At 69.4% G+C, this 23,080-nt stretch carries 16 protein-coding genes; 8 read left to right on the top strand and 8 right to left on the bottom strand.

The window, feature by feature from the left end; genetic code table 11:
- Window positions 1-157 precede the first annotated feature (157 nt).
- On the top strand, window positions 158-1,177 hold the full coding sequence (locus QSK32_RS29775) for a Gfo/Idh/MocA family protein (RefSeq protein ID WP_045744265.1): 1,020 nt from the start codon (window positions 158-160) through the stop codon (window positions 1,175-1,177).
- Window positions 1,178-1,741: 564 nt separating this feature from the next.
- Here QSK32_RS29775 and QSK32_RS29770 read toward each other — a convergent pair.
- From QSK32_RS29770 to QSK32_RS29750, 5 genes are read right to left on the bottom strand one after another with little or no spacing between them, the layout of a single operon-like run.
- Window positions 1,742-2,845, bottom strand: a complete 1,104-nt coding sequence (locus QSK32_RS29770) for an amidohydrolase family protein (protein ID WP_285473798.1) — start codon at window positions 2,843-2,845, stop codon at window positions 1,742-1,744.
- Entirely contained in the window at window positions 2,842-4,068 is a 1,227-nt protein-coding gene (gene kynU / locus QSK32_RS29765) for a kynureninase (protein WP_045744266.1), read from the bottom strand. The genes QSK32_RS29770 and kynU overlap by 4 nt, the downstream gene beginning before the upstream one ends.
- Window positions 4,065-4,916: a tryptophan 2,3-dioxygenase gene (locus tag QSK32_RS29760; protein WP_045744267.1), complete on the bottom strand. Its 852-nt coding sequence runs from the start codon at window positions 4,914-4,916 to the stop codon at window positions 4,065-4,067. Before QSK32_RS29760 ends, kynU begins: the two co-directional genes overlap by 4 nt.
- A gap of 11 nt (window positions 4,917-4,927) precedes the next feature.
- Entirely contained in the window at window positions 4,928-5,335 is a 408-nt protein-coding gene (locus QSK32_RS29755; protein ID WP_045744268.1) for a YchJ family protein, read from the bottom strand.
- A gap of 14 nt (window positions 5,336-5,349) precedes the next feature.
- Complete coding sequence (locus tag QSK32_RS29750; RefSeq protein ID WP_045744269.1) at window positions 5,350-5,829, bottom strand: methyl-accepting chemotaxis protein; 480 nt, start codon at window positions 5,827-5,829, stop codon at window positions 5,350-5,352.
- A gap of 165 nt (window positions 5,830-5,994) precedes the next feature.
- Between QSK32_RS29750 and QSK32_RS29745 the strand changes: the two genes are divergently transcribed.
- The 7 genes from QSK32_RS29745 to QSK32_RS29715 all read left to right on the top strand — a co-directional run bounded on the left by QSK32_RS29745 (window position 5,995) and on the right by QSK32_RS29715 (window position 16,452).
- Window positions 5,995-6,984 (top strand): LacI family DNA-binding transcriptional regulator, encoded by a 990-nt coding sequence (locus tag QSK32_RS29745; protein WP_285473797.1) that lies wholly within the window; start codon window positions 5,995-5,997, stop codon window positions 6,982-6,984.
- A gap of 181 nt (window positions 6,985-7,165) precedes the next feature.
- Window positions 7,166-8,539, top strand: a complete 1,374-nt coding sequence (locus QSK32_RS29740; RefSeq protein ID WP_285473796.1) for an ABC transporter substrate-binding protein — start codon at window positions 7,166-7,168, stop codon at window positions 8,537-8,539.
- Window positions 8,539-9,483, top strand: coding sequence for a carbohydrate ABC transporter permease (locus QSK32_RS29735; RefSeq protein WP_285473795.1), 945 nt, complete (start codon window positions 8,539-8,541; stop codon window positions 9,481-9,483). The genes QSK32_RS29740 and QSK32_RS29735 overlap by 1 nt, the downstream gene beginning before the upstream one ends.
- Window positions 9,480-10,349, top strand: a complete 870-nt coding sequence (locus tag QSK32_RS29730; protein WP_045744273.1) for a carbohydrate ABC transporter permease — start codon at window positions 9,480-9,482, stop codon at window positions 10,347-10,349. The genes QSK32_RS29735 and QSK32_RS29730 overlap by 4 nt, the downstream gene beginning before the upstream one ends.
- A gap of 11 nt (window positions 10,350-10,360) precedes the next feature.
- Window positions 10,361-11,893 (top strand): glycoside hydrolase family 13 protein, encoded by a 1,533-nt coding sequence (locus QSK32_RS29725; protein ID WP_083449222.1) that lies wholly within the window; start codon window positions 10,361-10,363, stop codon window positions 11,891-11,893.
- Window positions 11,894-11,951: 58 nt separating this feature from the next.
- Window positions 11,952-15,224 carry a galactose-binding domain-containing protein gene (locus QSK32_RS29720; protein ID WP_285473794.1) on the top strand — a complete coding sequence of 1,091 codons (3,273 nt, stop codon included), beginning with the start codon at window positions 11,952-11,954 and terminating at the stop codon, window positions 15,222-15,224.
- A 280-nt stretch (window positions 15,225-15,504) separates the two neighbouring features.
- Window positions 15,505-16,452: an endonuclease domain-containing protein gene (locus QSK32_RS29715; RefSeq protein WP_285473830.1), complete on the top strand. Its 948-nt coding sequence runs from the start codon at window positions 15,505-15,507 to the stop codon at window positions 16,450-16,452.
- Between the two features lie 266 nt (window positions 16,453-16,718).
- On the opposite strand, the gene QSK32_RS29710 is transcribed toward QSK32_RS29715, so the two are convergent.
- The 3 genes from QSK32_RS29710 to QSK32_RS29700 are packed head-to-tail and all read right to left on the bottom strand — an operon-like array spanning window position 16,719 to window position 22,987.
- Entirely contained in the window at window positions 16,719-18,605 is a 1,887-nt protein-coding gene (locus tag QSK32_RS29710; RefSeq protein WP_285473793.1) for a prolyl oligopeptidase family serine peptidase, read from the bottom strand.
- A gap of 9 nt (window positions 18,606-18,614) precedes the next feature.
- Window positions 18,615-20,381 carry an N-acetylglutaminylglutamine amidotransferase gene (locus QSK32_RS29705; protein WP_045744278.1) on the bottom strand — a complete coding sequence of 589 codons (1,767 nt, stop codon included), beginning with the start codon at window positions 20,379-20,381 and terminating at the stop codon, window positions 18,615-18,617.
- 23 nt (window positions 20,382-20,404) lie between these two features.
- Window positions 20,405-22,987, bottom strand: coding sequence for a carboxylate--amine ligase/circularly permuted type 2 ATP-grasp protein (locus QSK32_RS29700; protein WP_045744279.1), 2,583 nt, complete (start codon window positions 22,985-22,987; stop codon window positions 20,405-20,407).
- Between the last annotated feature and the right edge of the window lie 93 nt (window positions 22,988-23,080).

Raw genomic sequence — 23,080 nt, 5'->3', positions numbered from 1 at the left:
CCTGGCCTTTCTCTTGATCCGTTCCACTTTCCGGCGCGCGTACTACAACGTTTTCCGCCCATCGGCATCCGCACGGACGGTAATGGGGTACGCATCACACCGTCACGGGCCGATTGGCATGCAACAGGATGGCAATCCATGTGAAAAACTTCCGGACATGATCGAGCGGGTGAAGTTCGGACTGGTCGGCTACGGCAGCGGCGGACGCGTGTTCCACGCACCGCTCATCGCCTCAGCCCTGAACGTCGATTTCGTCGGCGTCGTCACCACGTCGCCGGAGCGCAGGGCACAGGTCGCCGAGGACCACCCCGGCGTCGCCACCTTCGACTCGGTCGCCGCACTCGCCGAGGCCGGCGCCCAGGCCGTGGCGATCTCCACACCCGCCGACAGCCACGCCACGCTGGCCCGCGAGGCCATCGCCGCCGGTCTGGTCACCGTCGTCGACAAGCCCTTCACACTCGACGCCGAATCCGCCCGCAAGCTGGTCACCGAGGCGGAGACGGCCGGTGTGCCGCTCACCGTCTACCAGAACCGGCGCTGGGACTCCGACTTCCTCACCCTGCGCAAACTGATCGAGAAGGGCTCCCTCGGCGACGTCCGGCGCTTCGAGTCCCGGATGGAACGCTGGGCGCCCGACCGCGAGCCTCCCGCGGCCGGCGGCGGCACCCTCCTCGACTTCGGCTCCCACCTCGTCGACCAGGCCGTCCAGCTGCACGGACCGGTCACCCGCGTGCACGCCGAGATGCGCGGCGCGCCGCTCGACGACGACTTCTTCATCGCCCTGCACCACAGCGGCGGCGTCGAGTCGCACCTCTGGGGCAGCTGGCGCCAGCCCGGCCCGGGACCCCGGTTCCGCGTCACCGGCACGCTCAGCACGTACATCTCCCCCGAGCTGGACCACCAGGAGACGCTGCTCAAGGCCGGCAAGACCCCGGCCAAGCTGGCCGATCGCTGGGGTGTCGAGCCGGAGCGCAACTGGGGTCACCTGCACCGCGGCGCGACCGGCGCCCCCGTGGAGAGCTGCCGGGGTCGCTGGGACACGTTCTACCCAGCAGTGGCCGAGTCGATCCTGACCGGTGCGCCGCTGCCGGTGGATCCCTGGGACACCGTCCGCAACATGGAGATCCTGGACGCCGCCCGGCAGAGCGCCACCACCGGCGTTTCCGTCACTCTCTGACACGAGGGGCAGATCCGGGCGGATTCGCTGAGATCGGCGGCAGGCGGCCTGCTCGTCGTGGCCCTGCCGAGGTTCGGCCCCGGCGGGCGGATCTCGCACGCCGCTTCGGGGGTACGCGCCGAGGCCGCCTCGGGGGTACGCGCCGAGCAGCACCCAGGAGCACCACACCTCCCGCCGCCACCAGCGCGGCGGGAGCCCACGCTCACCCTCCCTGCGCCCCCGATCACCACGCGGATGTCGAGCACCGAACGTGTCTAGACACGTTCCGTGGTCAGGGTGCGAAGCCCATCCGCGTGGTGACTTCGGGCGCGCTGGACGCCCCAATTCACCACACCCCTGGCGGTGTGGTGAATACGGGCGCGCTGGACGCCCCAAATCAACACACCCCTGGTGGTGTGGGGACTTCGGGCGCGCTGGACGCCCCAAATCAACACACCCCTGGTGGTGTGGTGAATACGGGCGCGCTGGCCGCCCGAAATCACCACACTGTTGTGGGTGTGGTGAATTCGGGCGTGCTGAGCGCCCTAAATCACCACAGAGGCAGACCCTGACTGCGAAAGGTGTCTAGTCGCGGGGGATGACCTGGGCGGTGGCCAGCGAGTCGGCGAACGCTGTCGGCTCGCGGTCCAGCCCGCCCGGGACCAGAGACAGGGCAGGGCTGTCGGATTCGGTCATCGCGGTGAGGATGTCGTCAGGGGTCAGACCCGCCGACTGCAACAGCCGGATCTCGCGGGCGTTGACGCCGACCGGGAGCGGACCGTTGCCGAGGTCGGTCCCGTAACGGACGCTTCCGCCGTACCCCAGGAAGAGCCGCAGGTTGCGCAGCGCGGTCTCGACAGCGGGGTTGGTCTGTCCCCGGCCGTGGATGTCGAGCGTGCTGATCCAGCGCATCCGCTCGGCACTCTCCCGGAGCAGGCCGTCGTCGAGCGGCTCCGACCAGGGTGTGTGCGCCAGCATGTCCGCACCGGCGGCCAACGCCGCGGCAACCGTGCCGGGCCCTTCGGCGTGCACGACGACCGGGAGCCTCGCCGCGTGCGCGGCCGTCACGACGGCGTCGAGGGTGCCCTGCGGCAGCATCGGCCCTCCGGCGTGCGCGGTCACTTTGATCAGCGAGGCACCGTGCCCGGAGGCCTCCGTGACGGCATCGGCCCCGTCCGCGGCGGAGTGGATCTCCCGCCAGCTGCCGGCGGGCGCCCACGACCGGTCGCTGGGATAGCCGCCCGGAGCGATCAGGAACGGTCCCGCATAGCGGATCAGCGGAAGCCCCCGTGCCTTCGCCGCCAAGTCGGCGACGACCGCGGGGTCGGCGCCGAGGTCCCAGACCGCGGCGATGCCACCGGCCCGCACCGCGGCGAGGTCGACCAGCGCTGAGTGCACGTGCGCGTCGATCAGGCCGGGTAGCAGCGTTCCGGGGAGGCTGCGGCTGTCGGCGGGCGCCATCTCGGCCGGCATCGGCTTGGCCCGGCCACCGCCGTCGACCCGCAGCGCGACACCGTTCCGCAGCCGCCCACCCCACCAGACGGAGTCGGCCAGCAGCCAGGTCGCAGAGGGCTGGACGGCGCTTCGCGTGACTGTCGCGGTACACGGGGTACGGCGCAGCGCGGCCACCGCACAGCCGCCCGAGGCCCCACCGCAACATCCGGCAGCCGGTTCCTCCTCGATGCTCACCGGTGCTTCTCCACCAGGTCACGGAGCAGGGCCAGGCCGTCGTGGACCTCGGCGAAGCCGGTGCTCAGCGGCGCCGGGCCGATGCGCAGGCCGTCGGGGCGGCGGTAGTCGGGAATCACGCCGCCATTCCACAACGGCTCCAGCAGCCGCTCGAATCCGGGTCGTCGCAGGGTGACGTGGCCGCCACGCCGGTCCTGGTCGCGTGGGCTGACCACCGTGACGCCGTGCGGCGCCAGCCAGGTGTCGGCCAGCTCCAGCACATAGTCGGTGAGCAGCAACGATTTCGTCCGGACCGCCTCGATGCCGGCCGATTCCAGCATGTCCAGGTTGGCGTGCAGCGGCACCATCGCCAGGATCGGTGGGGTCCCGCTGAGCAGGGCACGGATCCCGGCCGCCGGCTCGTATCGCGGGCCCATCTCGAACGACGCCCGGTGGCCCATCCAGCCCTGGATCGGCTGGCGCACCGTCTCGTGCAGCTCCCGGCGCAGGTAGGCGAACGCCGGCGCCCCCGGCCCCCCGTTGAGGTATTTGTAGGTGCAGCCGACCGCGATGTCCACACCCCAGTCGTCCAGCGCGACCGGCACGGATCCGGCGGAGTGGCACAGGTCCCACAGCGTCAGCGCGCCCGCCGCGTGCGCGATCCGGTTGATCTCCGCGACGTCGGCGAGCCAGCCGGAGCGGTAGGCGACGTGTGAGAACAGCACGAGCGCCGTCTCCTCGTCGACCGCCGCGGCGACCTGCGACGGGTGGATCCCGGTCACCGGGTCGGTCTCGATCCAGACCAGGGTGAGGTCACGTTCGGCGGCGATGCCCTCCAGCACGTACCGGTCGGTGGGGAAGTTGTCGGTGTCCAGGACGACCTTGCGACGGCCGGGGCGGGCGCCGACGGCCGCGCGGGCCAGCTTGTAGAGCAGGACGGTCGTCGAGTCGGCGATCACCGTCTGGCCGGGCGCGGCACCGAGGGCGATCGCGCCGAGCCGGTCCCCGAGGGTGAGCGGCCATTCCAGCCAGCCGTCGGTCCAGCCGCGGATCAGACGGCCGCCCCACTGTTCGCGGACGAACTCCTCGACCGTCCGGGCGGTCGCCTCCAGGGGCCGGCCCAGCGAGTTGCCGTCCAGGTACGACAGCAGGTCGCTGCCGGGCGGGGTGAGGAACGCGTCCCGGTGCGGCGCGAGGGGGTCGGCGGCGTCCAGGGCTGCGGCGCGGGCGAGCAGGTCGCTCAACGAGGAACTCCGATCTCGGTACGCACGGCGAACAGTTCCGGGAAGAACGTGAGGTCCAGGGCCGCCTTGAGGAACGACACCCCGCTGGAGCCGCCGGTCCCCCGTTTGACGCCGATGGTCCGTTCCACCGTCTTGAGGTGCCGGAACCGCCAGAGCTGGAAGTTCTCCTCCAGGTCGACGAGTTCCTCGCAGGCTTCGTAGACGTCCCAGTTCTGGTCGGCGTTCTCGTAGATCTCGCGGAACACGGGCACCAGGGTGGGCTGGTAGTCGTACGCCTCGGTGACGTCGCGCTGCAGGATCTCGACCGGGACGGCGTGCCCGCGGCGGGCCAGGAAGTGCAGGAACTCGTCGTAGACGCTGGGGCTGCCGAGGGCGTCCTCGAGGAGTTCCCGGGCGGCGGGCGCGTCGTCGAAGACGCTCAGCATCCGGCGGTCCTTGTTGCCGAGCAGGAACTCGACGGCCCGGTACTGGTAGGACTGGAAGCCGGAGGAGGTGCCGAGGAAGCTGCGGAACTGGGCGTATTCGGTGGGGGTCAGGGTGGCCAGCACCGACCACTGTTCGGTCAGGGTGCGCTGGATGTGCTTGACCCGGGCGAGTCCCTTCAGGGCCGGCCGCAGCTCGTCCTTGGCCAGGTGCCGTTGCACCGCGCGCAACTCGTGGATGATCAGTTTGAGCCAGAGCTCGGATGTCTGATGCTGCAGGATGAACAGCAGCTCGTCGTGGTGCTCCGGCACGCTCACCGGGTGCTGTGCACCGAGGATCTCGTCCAGGTGCAGGTATTCGCCGTACGACAGGTTGACGTGGAAGTCCTTGACGATCCCGTCCTCGATCGGTCGTTGTGACGCCATGACGCCCTCCCTCACAGGCTCGGTACGGGTCCCCAGTACACCCACCGGCCGTCGTGGTGGACGAAGCGGCTGTTCTCCTCCATCACGCCGGGCCGGCCGTCTTCGGTGTAGTGGGCGCGGAACGCGACGGTGCCCTCGGCGTCGAACAGTCCTCCGCCGGTGGTTCCCAGAATCTCCAGTCGTACCCAGCGCAGGCCCGGCTCAGGCGTGACGTCGGCGGGGCGGGTGTCGGGGTGCCACGAGTGCAGCAGGTAGGCACGGCGGTCCTGCGCGTAGGCGCTGAACCGGGAGCGCATCAACGTCTCCGGGTTCGCGGCGGGTTTGCCGTCGTGCGGCAGGAAGCAGCAGGCGGCGTACGATCCGCCGCCGCAGGGGCACGGCAGGTCGGCGACGTGACGCGGGGGGCGTGGGCGAGGCATCCGCCCATCCTCGCTCAGTGCGCCTGTTGCTCCACGACGATCCCGCTGATGACTTTCTGGCAGCGGTCGAGTTCTTCGATGAGGTTGCGCATCTCCTCGATCGCGGAGACGGCGTCGCCCGTGCCGGACCGGATGCCGTCGACCTGGCTGCCGATCTGGCTGGTGGCGGTGGCGGTCTCGTTGGCGAGGTCCTTGACCTCGCTGGCGACCACGGCGAAGCCGCGTCCGGCCTCGCCGGCGCGGGCCGCCTCGATGGTGGCGTTGAGTGCCAGCAGGTTGGTCTGCCGGGCGATGGTGGCGATCAGCTGCACCACGTTGCCGATCTCGGTGCTGCTCGCTTCCAACCGCTGGATGACCTGGACCGCGGTCTCGGCGGCGCGGACCGCGGACCGGGTGGCGGTGGCCATGTCGTCGCTCACGCTGGCGAGCCGGTGCACGGAGTCGCGCTGCCGGTCCTGCGCCGACCAGTCGTCGTTCTGCTCCCAGTCGGTCATGTGGGGGTGGCCCCTTTCTGCCGTTCGCCACCAACATCCCACCGGACCGTCGGCGGCGCGGCGATTTCCCCGTGCCTGCAAATGTCTGCAAGCACAGCCGGAGCCTGGTCCGCGTACGCAACAAGGAAGTTCATTTCTTGCAAGGATCTGACGTAAGATTCCGACGTGACCAAACGTCTCGCCGAAGTGGCGAAGAAGGCCGGGGTCAGCGAGGCGACCGTCAGCCGGGTGCTCAACGGGCGCAGCGGCGTCTCCGAGGCGACCCGCACGTCGGTGCTGACCGCGCTCGACGTGCTCGGCTACGAGCGCCCCACCAAACTGCGCGGCGAGCGGGGCCGGTTGGTCGGCCTGGTGCTCCCCGAGTTGCAGAACCCGATCTTCCCGGCGCTGGCCGAGGTGGTCACCGCGTCGCTGGCGCAGCGCGGCTTCACCCCGGCGCTGTGCGCCCGCACGATCGGTGGCGTGCCCGAGCGCGACTACATCGAGATGCTGCTGGATCACCAGGTCAGCGGGGTGGTCTTCGCCGGCGGCGCCTACGCGCTGGCCAACGCGGAGCACGCGCACTACCGGGCGCTGATCGACCGGAACATGCCGGTCGTGATGGTCAACGCCGGGGCGGACGTGGGCTTCCCGCACATCTCCACCGACGACGCGGTCGCGGTCGAGCAGGCGTACGGCCATCTGCGCTCGCTGGGCCACGAGCACGTCGGCATGGTGATGGGGCCGGAGGATCACATGCCGTCGCGGCGCAAGCTGGAGGCGCTGACCCGGATCGCCGGGGCCGGCTGGTCGGTGGAGCGCACCAGTTTCTCGATGGAGAGCGCCCGGCTCGCCGCGACCAAGCTGATCGAGCGCGGTGCGACCGGCCTGATCTGTGCGAGCGACGTGCTGGCGCTGGGGTCGATCCGGGCGGCCCGCCGCCTCGGACTGGACGTGCCGGCCGACGTCTCGGTGGTCGGCTTCGACGACTCGGCGCTGATGACCTGCACCGATCCGCCGTTGACCACGGTCCGCCAGCCGATCGAGACGATGGGGCAGGCAGCCGTCGACCTGCTGGTCAACCAGATCGAGGGCGGCGGCGTCGAGCCGGACGAGTTGCTCTTCGAGCCGGAGCTGGTGGTCCGCGGATCGACGGGTCCCGCACCCAAACGCTGACGTAACCAGGCAAAAGGGCGGGCCGAACGGCTCGCCCTTTTTGTGTGTCTAGAAATTTCTCGATCAAGTCGAGTTCTTGCGCGACACAGTCCGTCTTTGTATCGTCACAGCCACGAAACATGCGAGAGCCAGATCACATCTGACTCCAGGCCATAGGTGCGTCTAGGGAAGGACGTCCCCCATGCTCGACACCAGAAAAGCGCTCGGCATCCTGCTCGTGGCCGGTCTGGGCGCCACCCTCACGGCCTGCTCCACCAAGGGCGACGATTCGGGCACCGACACCGACGGCACGGTCACCATCACGGTCGACTGCCAGCCGGTCGGCGCCCAGAAGGAGCTGCTCGACAACTGGAACGCCGACGTCGCGGCCTTCGAGCAGGCGAATCCGGACATCACCATCAAGAGCGTCAGCGTCGGCGAGCAGTGCAACAACCCGCCGGACTTCACCGCACGGCTGGCCGGCGGCACGATGACCGACGTCTTCTACGGGTACATGACCGACCTGCAGCAGGTGCTCGACTCGGGCCAGGCCCTGGACATCACGTCCGCCGTGTCGGCGAGCACCGTCCCCACCTGGGACAGCGTCGACCCGGCACTCAAGGAGGTCTTCACCGACTCCGGCAAGCTCTACGCGGTCCCGGTGAAGAACTACTCGATGGGCCTGGTCTACAACAAGACCCTGTTCACCAGGGCCGGCCTGGACCCGGCGAACCCGCCGACGACGTGGCCCGAGGTCCGCGCCGCGGCCAAGAAGATCGCCGCGCTCGGTGACGGCATCGCCGGATACTCCGAGTACAGCGCCGGCAACACCGGCGGCTGGCACTTCACCTCGCTGCTCTACTCGCAGGGCGGCCGGGTCCTCAGCGAGGACGGCAAGAAGGCCGACTTCAACAACCCGCTCGGCAAGCAGGTCCTGCAGAACCTGAAGGACATGCGGTACGCCGACGACAGCATGGGCGATCGACAGCTGCTCCAGTGGGGTGACCTGCTGACCAACGCCGGTGCGGGCAAGGTCGGCATGTTCATCGGCGCCCCGGACGCCACCCAGGCGATCGTCAGCCAGTTCCAGGGGAAGTACGAGGACTGGGCGATGGGTCCACTGCCCGGCCAGGACGGTCCCGCCAAGGGCACGCTCGGCGGCGGCGAGGGCTACTTCTTCAAGAAGGACCTGAGCCCCGAGCAGGTCGAGGCCGGCCTGAAGTGGATCGCGTACCAGAAACTCACCCCCGGCAAGGGTCAGCTCGACTACGTCCGGGCCAAGCCGCAGAACTACCCGGTCGGCCTGCCGCAGCCGCTGCTGTTCGCCAACGGCAGTGACGCGCAGAAGCAGGAGCTGGAGCTGCGCAAGGCGAACGCGAACGTGGACACCGGCAACTTCGCGGCCTTCGAGAACAACCCGGTCCCGATCCAGGGCGAGCCACGCAACGCGCAGGCGATCTACGCGGTGCTCGACGGAGCGATGTCCGGGGTGCTGACCGACCCGAAGGCGAACGTCGACACCCTCCTGGGGACCGCGCAGGAGAAGGTCGATCAGCTGCTGGCCGCCGGCAGCTGATGAGCGTCCTCACCGCTGCGGCCCGGGTGCACGAGCAGGTCACCGTGCACCCGGCCGGGTCCCGGCGACGCCGCCGGATCCTGGACGACCTCACCGGCCACGCGTTCCTGATCGGCGCGGTGCTCTGCTTCGCCCTGTTCATGTGGTACCCGATGATCCGCGGCGTGGTGATGAGCTTCCAGCGCACCCGGCGCGGCGAGACCACCTGGGTGGGCTGGGACAACTACACCCGGATCGTGGCCGACCCGAGCTTCTGGACGGCCTGGCAGAACACGTTCGTCTTCACGGTCCTGGCCCTGGTCCTCGGGTACGCGCTGCCGTTCTTCGTGGCGATCCTGCTCAACGAGTTCCGGCACGCGACGGGTTACCTGCGGATCCTGGTCTACCTGCCGGTGATGCTGCCGCCGGCCTCGGCACTGTTCCTCTTCAAGTACTACGCGTACGACCCGAGCGAGGCGGGACTGTTCAACGCGATCCTGACGGCGGTGCACCTGCCGACGTCGGAGTGGATGCAGTCGCCGCGGATGACGATCCCGGCCATGGTGATCGCGTCGACCTGGATGAACATGGGCAGCGCCGTCCTGATCTACCTGGCCTCGCTGCAGAACATCCCCGGCGAGTTGTACGAGGCCGCCGAACTCGACGGGGCCGGCGTCTGGCGGCGGATCGTGCACGTCACGATCCCGCAGACCCGGCTGATCCTGGCCCTGCTGGCGATGATGCAGATCGTCGCGACCATGCAGCTCTTCATCGAGCCGCTGATCCTGGCCAACGGCGCCGGGACGCAGGACTCGGCCGTCTCGGTCGCCTACCTGATCTACCAGCACGGGTTCTTCCAGAACGATCTGAACGGTGCCGCCGCCCTCGGCGTGATCATGCTGCTCGTCCTGGCCGTCTTCTCCGCCTTCTACGTGCGGCTGACCACCAGGAAGGACGACGCATGAGCAGCCGGACCCTGATCTCCTCGACACAGGTGAAGCGGGGCCGGGTCGTTTACTGGACGCTGCTCGCGGTCGTCGTCACGGTGTTCACCCTGGTGTTCCTGGGCCCGCTCTACTGGATGGTCACCGGCGCGCTCAAGAGCGGACAGGAGATCGCGCAGACGCCACCGACGCTGTTCCCGCAGGACCCCCGGGTGCAGAACTACGCCGACGCGTGGAACCACCTGAACCTCGGCAAACTGCTGTTCAACACGTTCTACTACGCGGCCGGGGCGGTGGTGTTCCAGCTGGTGCTGGACACCGCGGCGGCGTACGCGCTCTCCAAGCTGCGCCCGGTCCTGGGCACCGCGATCCTGGGATCGATGCTGGCCACCCTGATGATCCCGGCGATGGTGCTGATCGTCCCGCAGTACGTCACCGTGATCGAGCTGCCGGTCGTGCACCTGAACCTGCTGGACTCGCCGTTTGCGATCTGGCTGCCGATGGTCGCCAACGCGTTCAACATCTTCCTGCTCAAGCGGTTCTTCGACGCGATACCCGACGAACTGGTGCAGGCCGCTCAGGTGGACGGGGCGAGTCCGCTGCGTACCCTCGCCTCGATCATCCTGCCGATGGCGCGACCGATCCTCGGGGTGGTCTCGATCTTCGCGGTGACCGCGGTCTGGAAGGACTTCCTCTGGCCGAAACTGGTCATGCCGCACCCGGACACCCGCACGGTCAGCGTCGGCATCTACGCCTTCGCCGGCGGCACCCCGATGAACGTGGTGATCGCGGCGTCGGTGATCGCGGCGATCCCGACCGTCGTCATCTTCCTGATCTTCCAGCGCAACATCATGTCCGGCCTCACCTCGGGTGGGCTGAAGGGTTGAGAGAGGTATCGGTGTCCACAGCTTGGTGGCGTGATGCGGTCATCTATCAGGTCTATCCGCGCAGTTTCGCGGATGCGGACGGCGACGGGATCGGTGACATCGCCGGCATCCGGTCCCGGCTCGGTCACCTGCGGGATCTCGGGGTCGACGCGATCTGGACGAGCCCGTGGTACCCGTCGCCGATGGCCGACGCGGGGTACGACGTGGCGGACTTCCGCGACATCGACCCGGTGTTCGGCACGCTGGCCGAGGCGTCGGCGCTGATCACGGAGGCCCACGAGGCAAATATCCGGATAATTATCGATATTGTGCCGAATCACGTGTCCAGTAAGCATCCCTGGTTCCAGAAGGCTCTGGCCGGCGAGGGACGCGACCGATTCTGGTTCCGCAACGAGCCGACGAACTGGACCGGCGAGTTCGGCGGGAAGACCTGGACACGGCTACCGGACGAATCCTGGTATCTCCATCTCTTCACCCCGGAACAGCCCGACCTCAACTGGGACAACCCCGAAGTCCGAGCCGAATTCGAGAGCATCCTGCGGTTCTGGTTCGACCGGGGCGTGGACGGCATCCGGATCGACTCGGCCGCCCTGCTCGTCAAGGACCCGGCCCTGCCCGAGGTCGTCGACGGCGAACCGCACCCGTTCCACGACCTCGACGCGGTACACGACATCTACCGCTCGTGGCGGCGGATCGCCGACGCGTACCCGGAGAAAGCCCTGATCGGCGAAGTGTGGATGCCGGACGTCACACGGTTCACCAACTACCTGCGCCCGGACGAACTGCACGCCGCCTTCAACTTCGACTTCCTCGGCTGCGCCTGGGACGCCACCCTGATGCGGGCCTGCATCGACCGCACCCTGGCCGCGCACGCGACCGTCGGCGCCCCGCCGACCTGGGTGCTCTCCAACCACGACGTGACCCGGCACGTCACCCGGTACGGCCGGGCCGACACCACGTTCAGCTTCGACAACAACCTCGACGGCACCCCGGTCGACCTGGCGCTGGGCACCCGGCGGGCCCGGGCGGCCGCGCTGCTGACCCTCTCGCTGCCCGGGGCCACCTACGTCTACCAGGGCGAGGAGCTGGGACTCGGCGAACACGAGGGGATCCCGGAGGACCTCGTCCAAGACCCGATGTTCGCCCGGCGCGGGCACACCCGGGACGGCTGCCGGGTGCCACTGCCCTGGTCCGGTGACGAGGCGCCGTTCGGGTTCAGCGGCTCCGCCGTCGAACTGTGGCTGCCGCAGCCCGCCGAATGGAAGGGCCTGACCGTGCAGGCCCAGACCGGCGACCCCGGCTCGATGCTGGAGCTGTACCGCACCGCGATCCGGCTGCGCCGCGGGTTCCGGGACGCGCCGATGGACTGGGTCGGCACGGGCGCGGGCGTTCTCGCGTACACCCGCGGTCCTGACCTCGTCGTCGCCCTGAACCTGTCCGAACGTGCGGTCGCACTCCCGGATCACACGTCGGTGCTGCTGACCAGCGCACCCCTCGACGGCGACCTGCTGCCCCCCGACACCGCCGTCTGGCTCCGCCGCTGATTCGTCCGGGTCCGTCCCGGCGCGCACCACCCCCATCCCCTGTCAGAGAGGCGCTCCCATGTCTCGAACAAGGGTGCTCGCGGTCGTCGCGATCACCGTGGCAGCTCTCCTTCACGCTCCCGCCGCGGCGAACGCCGCCGACACCGACCTGGCCGCCGGAAAGACCTTCACGGCCGCCAGCCGCAACGACGTCTACCAACCGTCCAACGCCGGCGACGGCAACGCCGCCACCTACTGGGAGAGCAGCAGCAACGCCTTCCCGCAGTGGCTGCAGGTCGATCTCGGAGCCACCGCCGCGATCAACCGGACCGTGCTCAAACTGCCGCCCGCCACCGACTGGACCACCCGCACGCAGACCCTCACCGTGCAGGGCAGCACCGACGGCTCCACGTTCAGCACCCTCAAAGCGAGCGCCGGGTACGTCTTCAACCCGGCGAGCGCGAACACCGTCAGCATCGACGTGTCCGGTTCGGTGCGCTACGTACGGCTGAGCTTCTCGGCGAACACCGGCTGGCCCGCGGCCCAACTGTCCGAACTCGAGGTCTACGGCACCGGGGGTTCCGAGCCGCCGCCGACCGGAAACGATCTGGCCGCCCAGAAACCCGCCGAAGCGTCGTCGACCGTCGGCGGCTTCGTCGCGACGAACGCCAACGACGGGAACACCGCGACCTACTGGGAGAGCGGCGCCCACCCGGCGAACCTCACCGTCAAGCTGGGTGCCAACGCGGCCCTGACCTCGGTCGTCGTCAAACTCAACCCGAACGGCGCCTGGGCCACCCGGACCCAGACGTTCGCGGTCCTGGGACGGGAGCAGTCGTCGTCCTCCTTCGCGACGGTGGTGGGCTCGGCGGCGTACACCTTCGATCCGGCCACCGGCAACACGGTGACCGTCCCGGTGAGCGCGACCCTCGCCGACCTGCGCCTCTCCTTCACCGCCAACACGGGAGCGCCGGGCGGCCAGGTGGCGGAGGTGCAGGCTTTCGGCGCGCTCGCTCCGAACCCGGATCTGACGATCACGGCCACCTCGTTCACACCGAGCGCCCCGATCGAGACCGACACGATCACGGCGTCGGCCACCGTGCGCAACGCCGGCACCGCCGCATCGGGATCCTCCGAGATCAACTTCTATACGGGTACGACTCGCGCCGGCACCGTGGCGGTCCCCGCCCTCGCGGCCGGCGCCTCGACGACGGTGTCCGCCACCATCGGAACCCGGGAGGCGGGCAGCTACCAGCTGTCCGCCAAGGTCGACGAGTCCGGCTCGGTCGTCGAGACCAACGAGGCCAACAACGCGTGGACCCATCCGACGGCACTCGTCGTCACCCCGGTCAGCAGTTCCGACCTCGTCGCCTCGGCGGTCACCTGGTCCCCGGGCACCCCGGCGGCGGGCAACACGGTGACGTTCGCGGTGACCTTGAAGAACCAGGGTTCGGCGGCCTCGGCGGGCGGCGCCCACAATGTGACGCTGACCGTCCTCGACGGCAGCACGGTCGTCCGCACCCTGACCGGATCGTGGACCGGCACGCTGGCGGCCGGCGCGTCCTCGCCGGCGATCACCCTGGGCACGTGGACCGCGGTGAACGGCCGCTACACGGTCCGGACCGTGATCGCGAACGACACCAACGAACTGCCGGTCAAGCAGGCCAACAACACCAGCGAGAAGTCGTTCTTCGTAGGGCGCGGCGCGAACATGCCGTTCGACTTCTACGAGGCGGAGGACGGGCAGGTCGCAGGTGGGGCGGCGGTCGTCGGGCCGAACCGCACGGTCGGTGACCTGGCCGGTGAGGCGTCCGGCCGCAAGGCGGTCACGCTGAACCAGACCGGCGCCTCGGTGCAGTGGACGACGCGGGCGGCGACGAACACCGTGGTGGCCCGGTTCTCCATCCCGGACAACACGACGAGCTCGATCAATGTGTACGTCAACGGGACTATGATCCGGTCGTTGCCGCTGACCTCGCGTTTCGCCTGGCTCTACGGCAGTGAGAGCGCGCCGCAGAATTCCGGGACCGGGCCACGGCACATTTACGATGAGGCGAACATACTGTTGCCGGCGTCGTATCCTGCCGGTAGCACTCTTCGATTGCAGAAGGACGCGGCGAATACCGGTCCGATTGCGATCGACTTCATCAACTTGGAGCAGGTGACCGCTGCCCCCAATCCCGACATTTCACGATATGTCGTGCCGAATGGATTTGATCAGCAGGCGGTTCAGGCAGCTCTGGACGCCGCCCGGCAGGACACCTCGAAGCTGGGCGTCTACCTGCCCGCCGGCGACTACCAGACCAGCTCCAAATTCCAGGTGTACGGGCGGTCCGTGCGCGTGATCGGCGCCGGACCCTGGTACACCCGGTTCTTCACCCCGTCGGCGCAGACCGAGACGGACGCCGGTTTCCGGGCCGACGCCACCGCCAACGGGTCGACGTTCGCGAACTTCGCCTTCTTCGGCAACTACACGATCCGCATCGACGGGCCGGGCAAGGTGTTCGACTTCGCCAACGTCGCCGACATCACCATCGACGGCATCTGGGCCGAACACGTGGTCTGCCTCTACTGGGGCGCCAACACCGACCGCATGAAGATCACCAACTCGCGGATCCGGAACACGTTCGCCGACGGCGTCAACATGACCAACGGCAGCACCGACAACCTGGTCGACAACAACGAGGCCCGCGCCACCGGCGACGACAGCTTCGCCCTGTTCTCGGCGATCGACGCCGGCGGCGCCGACGAGATCAACAACGTCTTCTCGAACCTGACGACGATCCTGACGTGGCGGGCGGCCGGTATCGCCGTCTACGGCGGCTACGCCAACACCTTCAAGAACATCTACATCGCCGACACGCTGGTCTACTCGGGCATCACGATCAGCTCGCTCGACTTCGGGTACCCGATGAACGGCTTCGGCGCCTCCCCGCCCACCACCTTCGACAACATCTCGATCGTCCGCGCCGGCGGCCACTTCTGGGGCGACCAGGTCTTCCCGGCGATCTGGCTGTTCAGCGCCTCGAAGGTCTTCCAGGGCATCCGCGTCAACAATGTGGACATCGTCGACCCGACCTACGCCGGCATCATGTTCCAGACCCAGTACATCGGCGGCCAGCCGGTCAACCCGATCAAGGACACCGTCCTGACGAACATCTCGATCACCGGCGCCCACCGGAGCGGCGACCAGTACGACGCCAAGTCCGGCTACGCGGTCTGGGCCAACCCGCTGCCGGAGGCGGGCCAGGGGCCGGCGGTGGGCGCGGCGACCTTCACCAACCTCCGCCTGTCCGACAACTACCGGGACATCGAGAACCCGACGACCACCTTCACCATCACCCGCAACTGACCTCCTCCAGGGTGTATTAAGCGCCCAAACTCAACACACGCCGGGGAGGCGTGTTGACTTCGGGCGCGCTGAACGCCCGAAATCACCACACCCCTGATGGCGTGTTGAGTTTGGGCGCGCTGGACGCCCGAAATCACCACACCCTGGGAGGCGTGTTGAATTTGGGCGCGCTGGACGCCCGAAATCAACACACCGCTTGGGGTGTGGTGACTTCGGGCGCGGTGGGCGGCTGTCCACAGGGGCCCCGTCACGGATCGGGCGGACCTGCGACCGTGTGCCGATGACCGCCACTCCCCGACCGGACGACGACGAGCTCACATGGACCGCCTTCCGGCAGTCCGGCATCCTGACCACCGCTCAGGCGACCGCCCTTGGCAGCCGGGACCTGGTCCGCGGCAGTCTGACCGCAGGCCGGTGGCGTCGCGTCTGCCGCGGAATCGTCGCGACCACCAACGGCGGGCTGCTTCGGCCTCAGCAACTGTGGGTGGCCTTCCTGGCGGCAGGCCCCGGCGCCGCGCTCAGTGGAACGACAGCCCTTCTGGAGTCCGGCGTCCGCGGCCTTCGCGAAAGCGCGCTGTGTGTTCTCGTCCCCGCGGAACGTCAACGGTCCACCCGCCTGCCCAGGATGCCGACCGACATGCCGCCGATCCGCATCACCCGTACGCGATTCCTGCCGGACGAACACCGCCAGGTGGGAAGCCCGCCGCGTGTCATCACGGCCCGTGCTGTCATCGACGGCGCTTCGTGGGCGTCCAGCGCCGACGCCGCCCGGACGATCATCGCGGCGGCATGTCAGCAGCGCCGGGTGACGCCCGAAGAGATCTTCGCCGTTCTCGCGACACGTCGCGGATCACCCCGGCATTCCATGATCAATCGCACGTTGATCGACGTCGCCGGCGGCAGTCAAGCCCTCTCCGAACTGCAGTTCCTCGAACTGTGCCGAACGTACGGCTTCCCTTCCCCGAGCCGGCAGGAGAGGCGGCGCGACTCATCCGGACGACAGCGCTTCCTCGACTTCTACTGGAAGGCTTGGCGCCTCCACGTGGAGATCGACGGTTCTCATCACATGGAGGCCACTCACTGGAGCGACGACATGGTCCGGCAGAACGAGGTCTGGATCAGAGGCGACCGGGTGCTCCGGTTTCCGGCCGGGCTTCTCCGTTCCCGGCCTGAAGTCGTCATCCGACAACTCCGCGCGGCGCTCGAGGCAGCAGGTTGGCGCAGCTGACCCACATCACGGTGACCTCACACGCCCACAGCCCCCGAATTCACCACACCCCAAACTCCGTGGCGATTTCGGGCGCCCACCACGCCCAAACTCAACACACCCCGAGCAGCGTGGCGAGTTCGGGCGCCCACCACGCCCAAACTCAACACACCCCCGAACAGCGTGGCGAATTTGGGCGTCGTGGACGCCGCAAATCAACACAGGCTGGGGAGTGTGGCGAGTTTGGGCGGACACCACGCCCGAACTCGACATGCGTTGAGGGGCGGTCAGGGGAGCAGGTGGGTGGAGAGCCAGTCGATCGTTTCGCGGAGGTAGACCGCCCGGGAATCGCGGTGCAGCAACTCGTGGCCCTCACCGGGGAACAGCAGGTAGCGGTGCGGGACGCCGCGCGCGGACAGGGCAGCCACCACCTGCTCGGCTTCGATCAGCGGGACGTTGGAGTCGTTCTCGCCGTGGACGACCATCAGCGGTGTCCGCAACTGGTCGATGCGGGTCATCGGGGAGAGGTCGTGGAGCAGGTCGGCGTCGTGGACCGGGTCGCCGTACTTGCTGACCGCCGCCGCCGCGATCCACGGCTCCGTGTGCTGATAAAACGTGGAAAAGTTGGACATGCCGCACACGTCGATCCCGACATCGAACAGCCCGGGGAACGTGGTCAACGCGGCAAGGGTGAGGTACCCCCCGTACGACCGTCCCATGATGCCCACGCGGCCCGCGACACCGGCCGACCGCAGGTAGTCGACGCAGCTCCGCACGTCGGCGATCGCCCCGTAGCGTAACGCCCCGTTGTCCGCGTCCACGAACGATCGGCCGAAACCGCTGGAACCCCGCACGTTGGGGGCGAACACCGCGATCCCGCAGTTGACCAGCGACTGGAACAACGGTCCGTGGCCGGGTCGTTCCTGCGCCTCCGGTCCGCCGTGCAGCCACAGCACCGTCGGATGCGGCCCGGGTGTCGGCGGCGTGAAGAGCCAGCCGGTCAGGGACAGGCCGTCGTGTGCCGGGAAGGTCCGCAGCGTCGGCCGGACCGCGTCGTCCGCCGCGGGCAGCGCCGCCACCCGGGACACCGTCCCGGACGCATACGTCCAGACCCCGTGCGGTTGTCCGGGGCCTTCGGCGGTGAACGCGAGCGTCGAGCCGTCGAAGCTCCACGCGAGGTCGCTGACCACCGGGCCGGGCAGCGGCGCGATCACCGCCGGGACGCGGTCGCCGTCGTGGTCCAGGCCGATCAGCGCGACCTCCGACTCACCGCCGCGCACGTTCCAGAGAACCGCTGCGGTACGCCCGTCGGCCGTCACCGCAAAAGTTTCGATCTCCCCGGAGAGCGTGCCGAGGGCGCCGGCCGGGTCGGTGGTCCCGCCATCAGCGTCCGCCCCGTCCGCACCGAGGTCACCCGGGCCGGGATCCGAACCCGGGCCGGGATCCGAACCCGGGCCGCCGGCGAGCACCTCGACGGCGTCTCCGGCGACCCGCAGCAGGGACGGGAACTCGCCGTCCAGGCTCAACGCGTACACGCAACCGCCACCCGGGCTGAACATCGCCTGTTCGCCACTGGTCACCGGCTTCTCGCTGCCGGTGGACAGGTCCCGCAGGACGATGTCGCGACTCCCGCGGGGACCGTACCGCAGCAGCGCGAAGCGCCCGGCCGGGTCCACGTCGAGGAGGGTGACCAGCTCACCGTCGGTGACCACCGCCCGTGTTCCGGTGACCGCGTCGACGAGCACCGCCGTCGTCAGGTTCTCGGTGAACGCCAGCAGCGGACGGCCCGGCAGCCAGCGCATGTTGTCCGCCGTGCCGGTGCCGAACCCGGCCACCTGGTGCAGTTGTGTCCCGTCCGGCCGGACCAGCCAGATCTCGTGGCGCGGCGCGCCTCCGGGGGCGATCTGGCAGGCCAGCCAGCCTCCCCCGGAGGACCAGCGGACCGCGGACACCGGTTCCGGTCCGGTGTCGACCCGGAAGGTCAGCTCGCTGCCGGCCGGTTGCACCCAGACGGCGGGCACACCACCCCGGTCGGAGACGTACGCCACGTGCCGCCCGTCCGGCGAGAGACTGGGTGACCAGTTGCCGGCCACCTCGGACTCGATGCGCGGGTCGGGACTGTGCCAGCCGACCGGCAGCACGGTGACGTCGACGCGATGGAGCTGACCACTCATCCGGCCTCCTCAGATTCCGTTGTCCTGCAACCACATCTCCAGCAGCGCGAGCTGCCACAACTGGTTCGCCCCGAGCGTGGTGCGCGGGGTGTTCGGGTCGGCGAGGAGCGCGTCCACGTACTCCGGCCGGAACAGTGCCCTGTTCCGGGCGGCCGGGGCGTGCAGCGTGTCGCGCACCTTCGCCAGCATCGGGCCTTCCAGGTGCCGGATGCCGGGCACCGGGAAGTATCCCTTGGTGCGGTCGATGACCTCGTCGGGGACGAGTCCACGGGCCGCGTCCTTGAGTACGCCCTTGCCGTCGCGGGCCAGTTTCAGCTCGGGCGGGCAGGCCGCCGCGAGCTCCACCAGCTCGTGATCCAGGAACGGTACGCGTGCTTCCAGGCCCCACGCCATAGTCATGTTGTCGACCCGTTTGACCGGATCGTCGACGAGCATCACCTGGGAGTCGAGCCGGAGTGCGGCGTCGACCGCGGTGGTGGCACCCGGGCGTCCGAAGCTCGCGGCGACGAATTCGCTGCTGACGTCGGTGTCGGGCAGCCATCCGGGGTTGAGCTGCCGGGCCAGGTCGGCGTGTCGCCGGTCGAAGAACTCCTTCGCGTACGCCTCGACGGCCTGTTCCCGAGGCACACCGGCGAGGGGCGGATACCAGCTGTAGCCGGCGAGGATCTCGTCGGCTCCCTGCCCCGATTGTACGACCTTGACCTGCTTTGCCACATCCTCGCTGAGCAGGTTGAACGCGATGCAATCGTGGCTGACCATCGGCTCACTCATCGCCGCCACGGTCCGGTCCACCGCCGGCAGGAACCGGTCCGGACCGATTCTGATCTGATGGTGTTCGGTGCCGAACTTGCGGGCGATCAGGTCGGAGTACTCGAACTCGTCGCCCCGCTCCCCGCCACCGGCCTCGAACCCGATGCTGAACGTGGTCAGCCCGTTCTGCCCCTGCTCGGCGAGCAGCGCGACGATCAGGCTGGAGTCCAGTCCCCCGGAGAGCAGGACACCGACCGGCACGTCCGCGACCATCCGCCGTTCGACCGCGATCCGGAGCCTCTCGCGGACCGCTTCGGTCCAGTCCGTCGCGGCGATCTCGCGGGTGAAGGAGGCCTCCCAGTAGACCCGCTCCGTGGACGTCCCGTCGGCTCGGATCACGCGTACCGTCGCCGGGGGGAGCTTGCGCACCCCGGCGAGGATGGTCCGCGGAGCCGGCACCACCGAGTGGAACGTCATGTAATGGTGCAGCGCCACCTTGTCGATGGTGGTGTCCACCCCGCCCGCCGCCAGCAGCGCCGGCAGCGTCGACGCGAACCGCAGGCGCCCCGGCGACTCGGCCAGGTAGAGCGGCTTGATCCCCAGCCGGTCCCGGGCCAGCGTCACCGTCCCGCTGTCGTGCTCGACGATCGCGAACGCGAACATCCCCAGGAACCGGTCCACGCAGTCGGCGCCCCACCGGTGGTACGCCTTCAGGATGACCTCGGTGTCCGAGGTCGAGAAGAAGGTGTACCCGTGGCCGCGCAACTCGTCCCGGAGCTGCCGGTAGTTGTAGATGCAGCCGTTGAAGACCACGGTCAGGCCCAGCTCCGGGTCGGTCATCGGCTGGGCGCCGTTCTCCGACAGATCGATGATCTTCAGGCGCCGGTGACCGAGGGCGATCCGCCCCCGGTCCCAGAGCCCGTCACCGTCCGGCCCCCGCGACTCCATGCAGGGCAGCATCCTCCGGACGGCGTCGATGTCCGCGGGTCGTTCGCCGTAACAGATCTCTCCGGCGATTCCGCACATGAACATGACCTCCTTGAATCGGGTTATCCGAGCAGCCAGGTGTCCTTCGAACCACCGCCCCGCGAGGAGTTGACGATCATGCTGCCCGCCGGGGCGACCCGGGTCAGCGCGGCCGGCGCCACCACCGAGCGGCTCGTACCGGTGAAGACGAACGCCCGCAGGTCCACGTGCCGCGGGGCGAGCCGGTGACCGTCGAAGACCGGGTGGGTGGAGAGGCTGACCACCTCCTGCGCGACCCACCGGTGCGGGGCGGCCTGGATCTGCCGGCGCAGCGCGTCCAGCTCGTCCGCGGAGGCGTGCGGCCCGATCACGATCCGGTCGCCGCCGTACCCGTCGACCGGCTTGCAGACCAGCTCGTCGAGGCGGGACAGCACCTCGGTCCGCTGCTCCGCGATCCCGCACAGATAGGTGGGGACGTCGGCGAGCAGCGGCTTCTCGCCGAGGTAGTACTCGATGAAACGGGGGACGTAGGCGTACACCGCCTTGTCGTCACCGATGCCGTTGCCGAGCGCGTTGGCCAGCACGACGGTGTCCGCGTGCAGCGCGGCCACCAGGCTCGGACCGAGCGGCATGCCGTCCGCGCCCGGCGAGTGCACCAGGCTGTCCTCGCCCATCCGCAGGTAGATGACGTCGACGGGGTACCTCTTGCCGTCCCGCAGACGCCACACCCGGCCCTCGTCGACGAAGAGTTCGGCGCTGCGGACCACCGGGACACCCATCGCCTCGGCGAGCATCCGGTGCTCGAACCAGGCCGAGTCGTCCGGGCCCTGGCTGAGCACCACCAGCGCCGGGTCGTCCCCGGCGGACGGGCCGGCCGCCTCGATCAGCGCCCGCTTGAGCAGGTGCGGTGTCTCCTCCACCGACAGCAGGCCGGACGGGCGGGGCAGCTCGGGCAGGATGCTCCAGGTCAGGCGGCGGTTCTGCATCGCGTACGCGATCCCGGACGGCACCCGCAGGTTGTCCTCCAGCACACACCAGCGGCCGGTGGCCGAGTCGAGGACCAGGTCCACCCCGGCGACCTGGGTGCGGACCGCCTTGCGGCCGATCAGGGCACCACTGGCCCGCAGCTCCGGCGACCCGTTGATCACCCACTCCGGGACGATGCCGTCGGCGACCACGGCACGCTCGCCGTAGACGTCGTTCAGGAACGCGTCGAGGGCGCGTACCCGCTGGATCAGGCCCTCGCTGAGCCGCTGCCAGTCGCGGGCCGGCACGATGCGCGGCACCATGTCGAACGGGAACAGCCGGGTCGCCGCCTCGCCGGCCACGCTGAACGTGATGCCGCGGGCCCGCTGCTCCTCGTCGCGGGCGTCCTCGCGCTGCCGCAGACCGGTCGCGCCCAGGTCACTGAGAACCGAGATCATGCCCGTGTACGCCGGAGCCACCGTCCCGCCCGGGAAGGCCTCGTCGCCGTCCGCCCGGTAGGCGCCGAGTTTCGCCGGCGCGGCGGTATCGGCGGTCGCCGTCGTGGTGGTGCCGCCGCGGGTCTCGGCCACCAGCAGGTCCACCACGTCGGAGAGCCGGCCGCGACGGGCCAGCGCCCGCCGCTGCCGGGACGCCGAACTGCCCAGGCTCAGCGCCCGGACGGTCAGGTCGAACACCTGGTCCCAGTCGCCGAGTTCCTCCAGTTGCGGGCGCAGTTCGTTGACCAGGCGCTCCACCGCGACCGCGGCCGGCACCGGAACCGGCGACCGGGGCAGGTCGAGCAGGTCACCCTCCAGGCCGGACCGGGCGGCCCGCCACATCGCGGCCCGGTGCAGCGGCGGACGGGCCGGCGGCAGCGGCGCCCCGGCCCGGTGCTCCTGCTGGGCGCGCAGCACCAGCGCGCGGAAGAGACCGGCGATCAGCACCACGGTCTCGGTGTCCGGGCTGGCGTCGGTCACCCGCAGCTCGACGGTGGGCACGTGCGCGGACGGCCGGACGTCGAAGTAGACCATCTTCGGGTCGCTGATCGTCCCGGACGCGATCAGGTCGCTGACCAGGGCCTCGTGTTCGGCGGCGGAGTGCAGCACGCCGCTGTCGCCGGCGGTGGGCCAGCGCATCCAGACCAGGGAGCGGACGCTCGCGTACCCGGAATCCTCGCCCATCCAGAAGGGTGAGCTGGTGGAGAGTGCCAGCAGCACCGGCAGGGTGGGCGCGACGCGCTGGGCGACCGCCACCGCCTCGTCGCGGTCGGGCACGCCGACGTGCACCTGGGTGCCGCAGATCAGCTGCTCACGGACGAGCATCTGGTACTCGTGGAGCATCCGGTGATACCGCGAGGTGGGTGTCACCGGCAGGGTGTCCAGATCGACCAGTGGCACGGTTCCGGAGGCGACCAGCCCCAGTCCGAGCGACTCGGCGACCGCGATCGCCGCGCTGCGCCGCTGGGCGATGCCGTCGCGCAGGCCGTCCAGGGTGGTGCTCACCGGGGTGTTGGTCTCCACCACGGAGCGATGCAGTTCGGCCGAGAAATGGGCGCCGTCCAGGCGATCCAAGATCTCCGGGGCGCGGGGTACGAGCTCCCGCGTGCCGAGGTCGACCACATGGAGCTCCTCCTCCACACCGAGAGTGAGGGCGCCCAGGTCGGGCGCGGGGGTGGTGGGCGCCTGGAGCGACTCCGTCATCAAGAACCGCCTTCACATCTGTCGTCTCACGCCGGGCCGGATCACGGAAGCCTTCCCAGCTGATGTAGCGAACCTGTGACGTGCCCGTTTCCT

The sequence above is a fragment of the Actinoplanes sp. NBRC 101535 genome (assembly GCF_030269225.1).
In the GTDB taxonomy this organism is placed as follows: Bacteria; Actinomycetota; Actinomycetes; order Mycobacteriales; family Micromonosporaceae; genus Actinoplanes; species Actinoplanes rectilineatus.
This window is presented reverse-complemented; position numbering and strand designations above follow the sequence as displayed.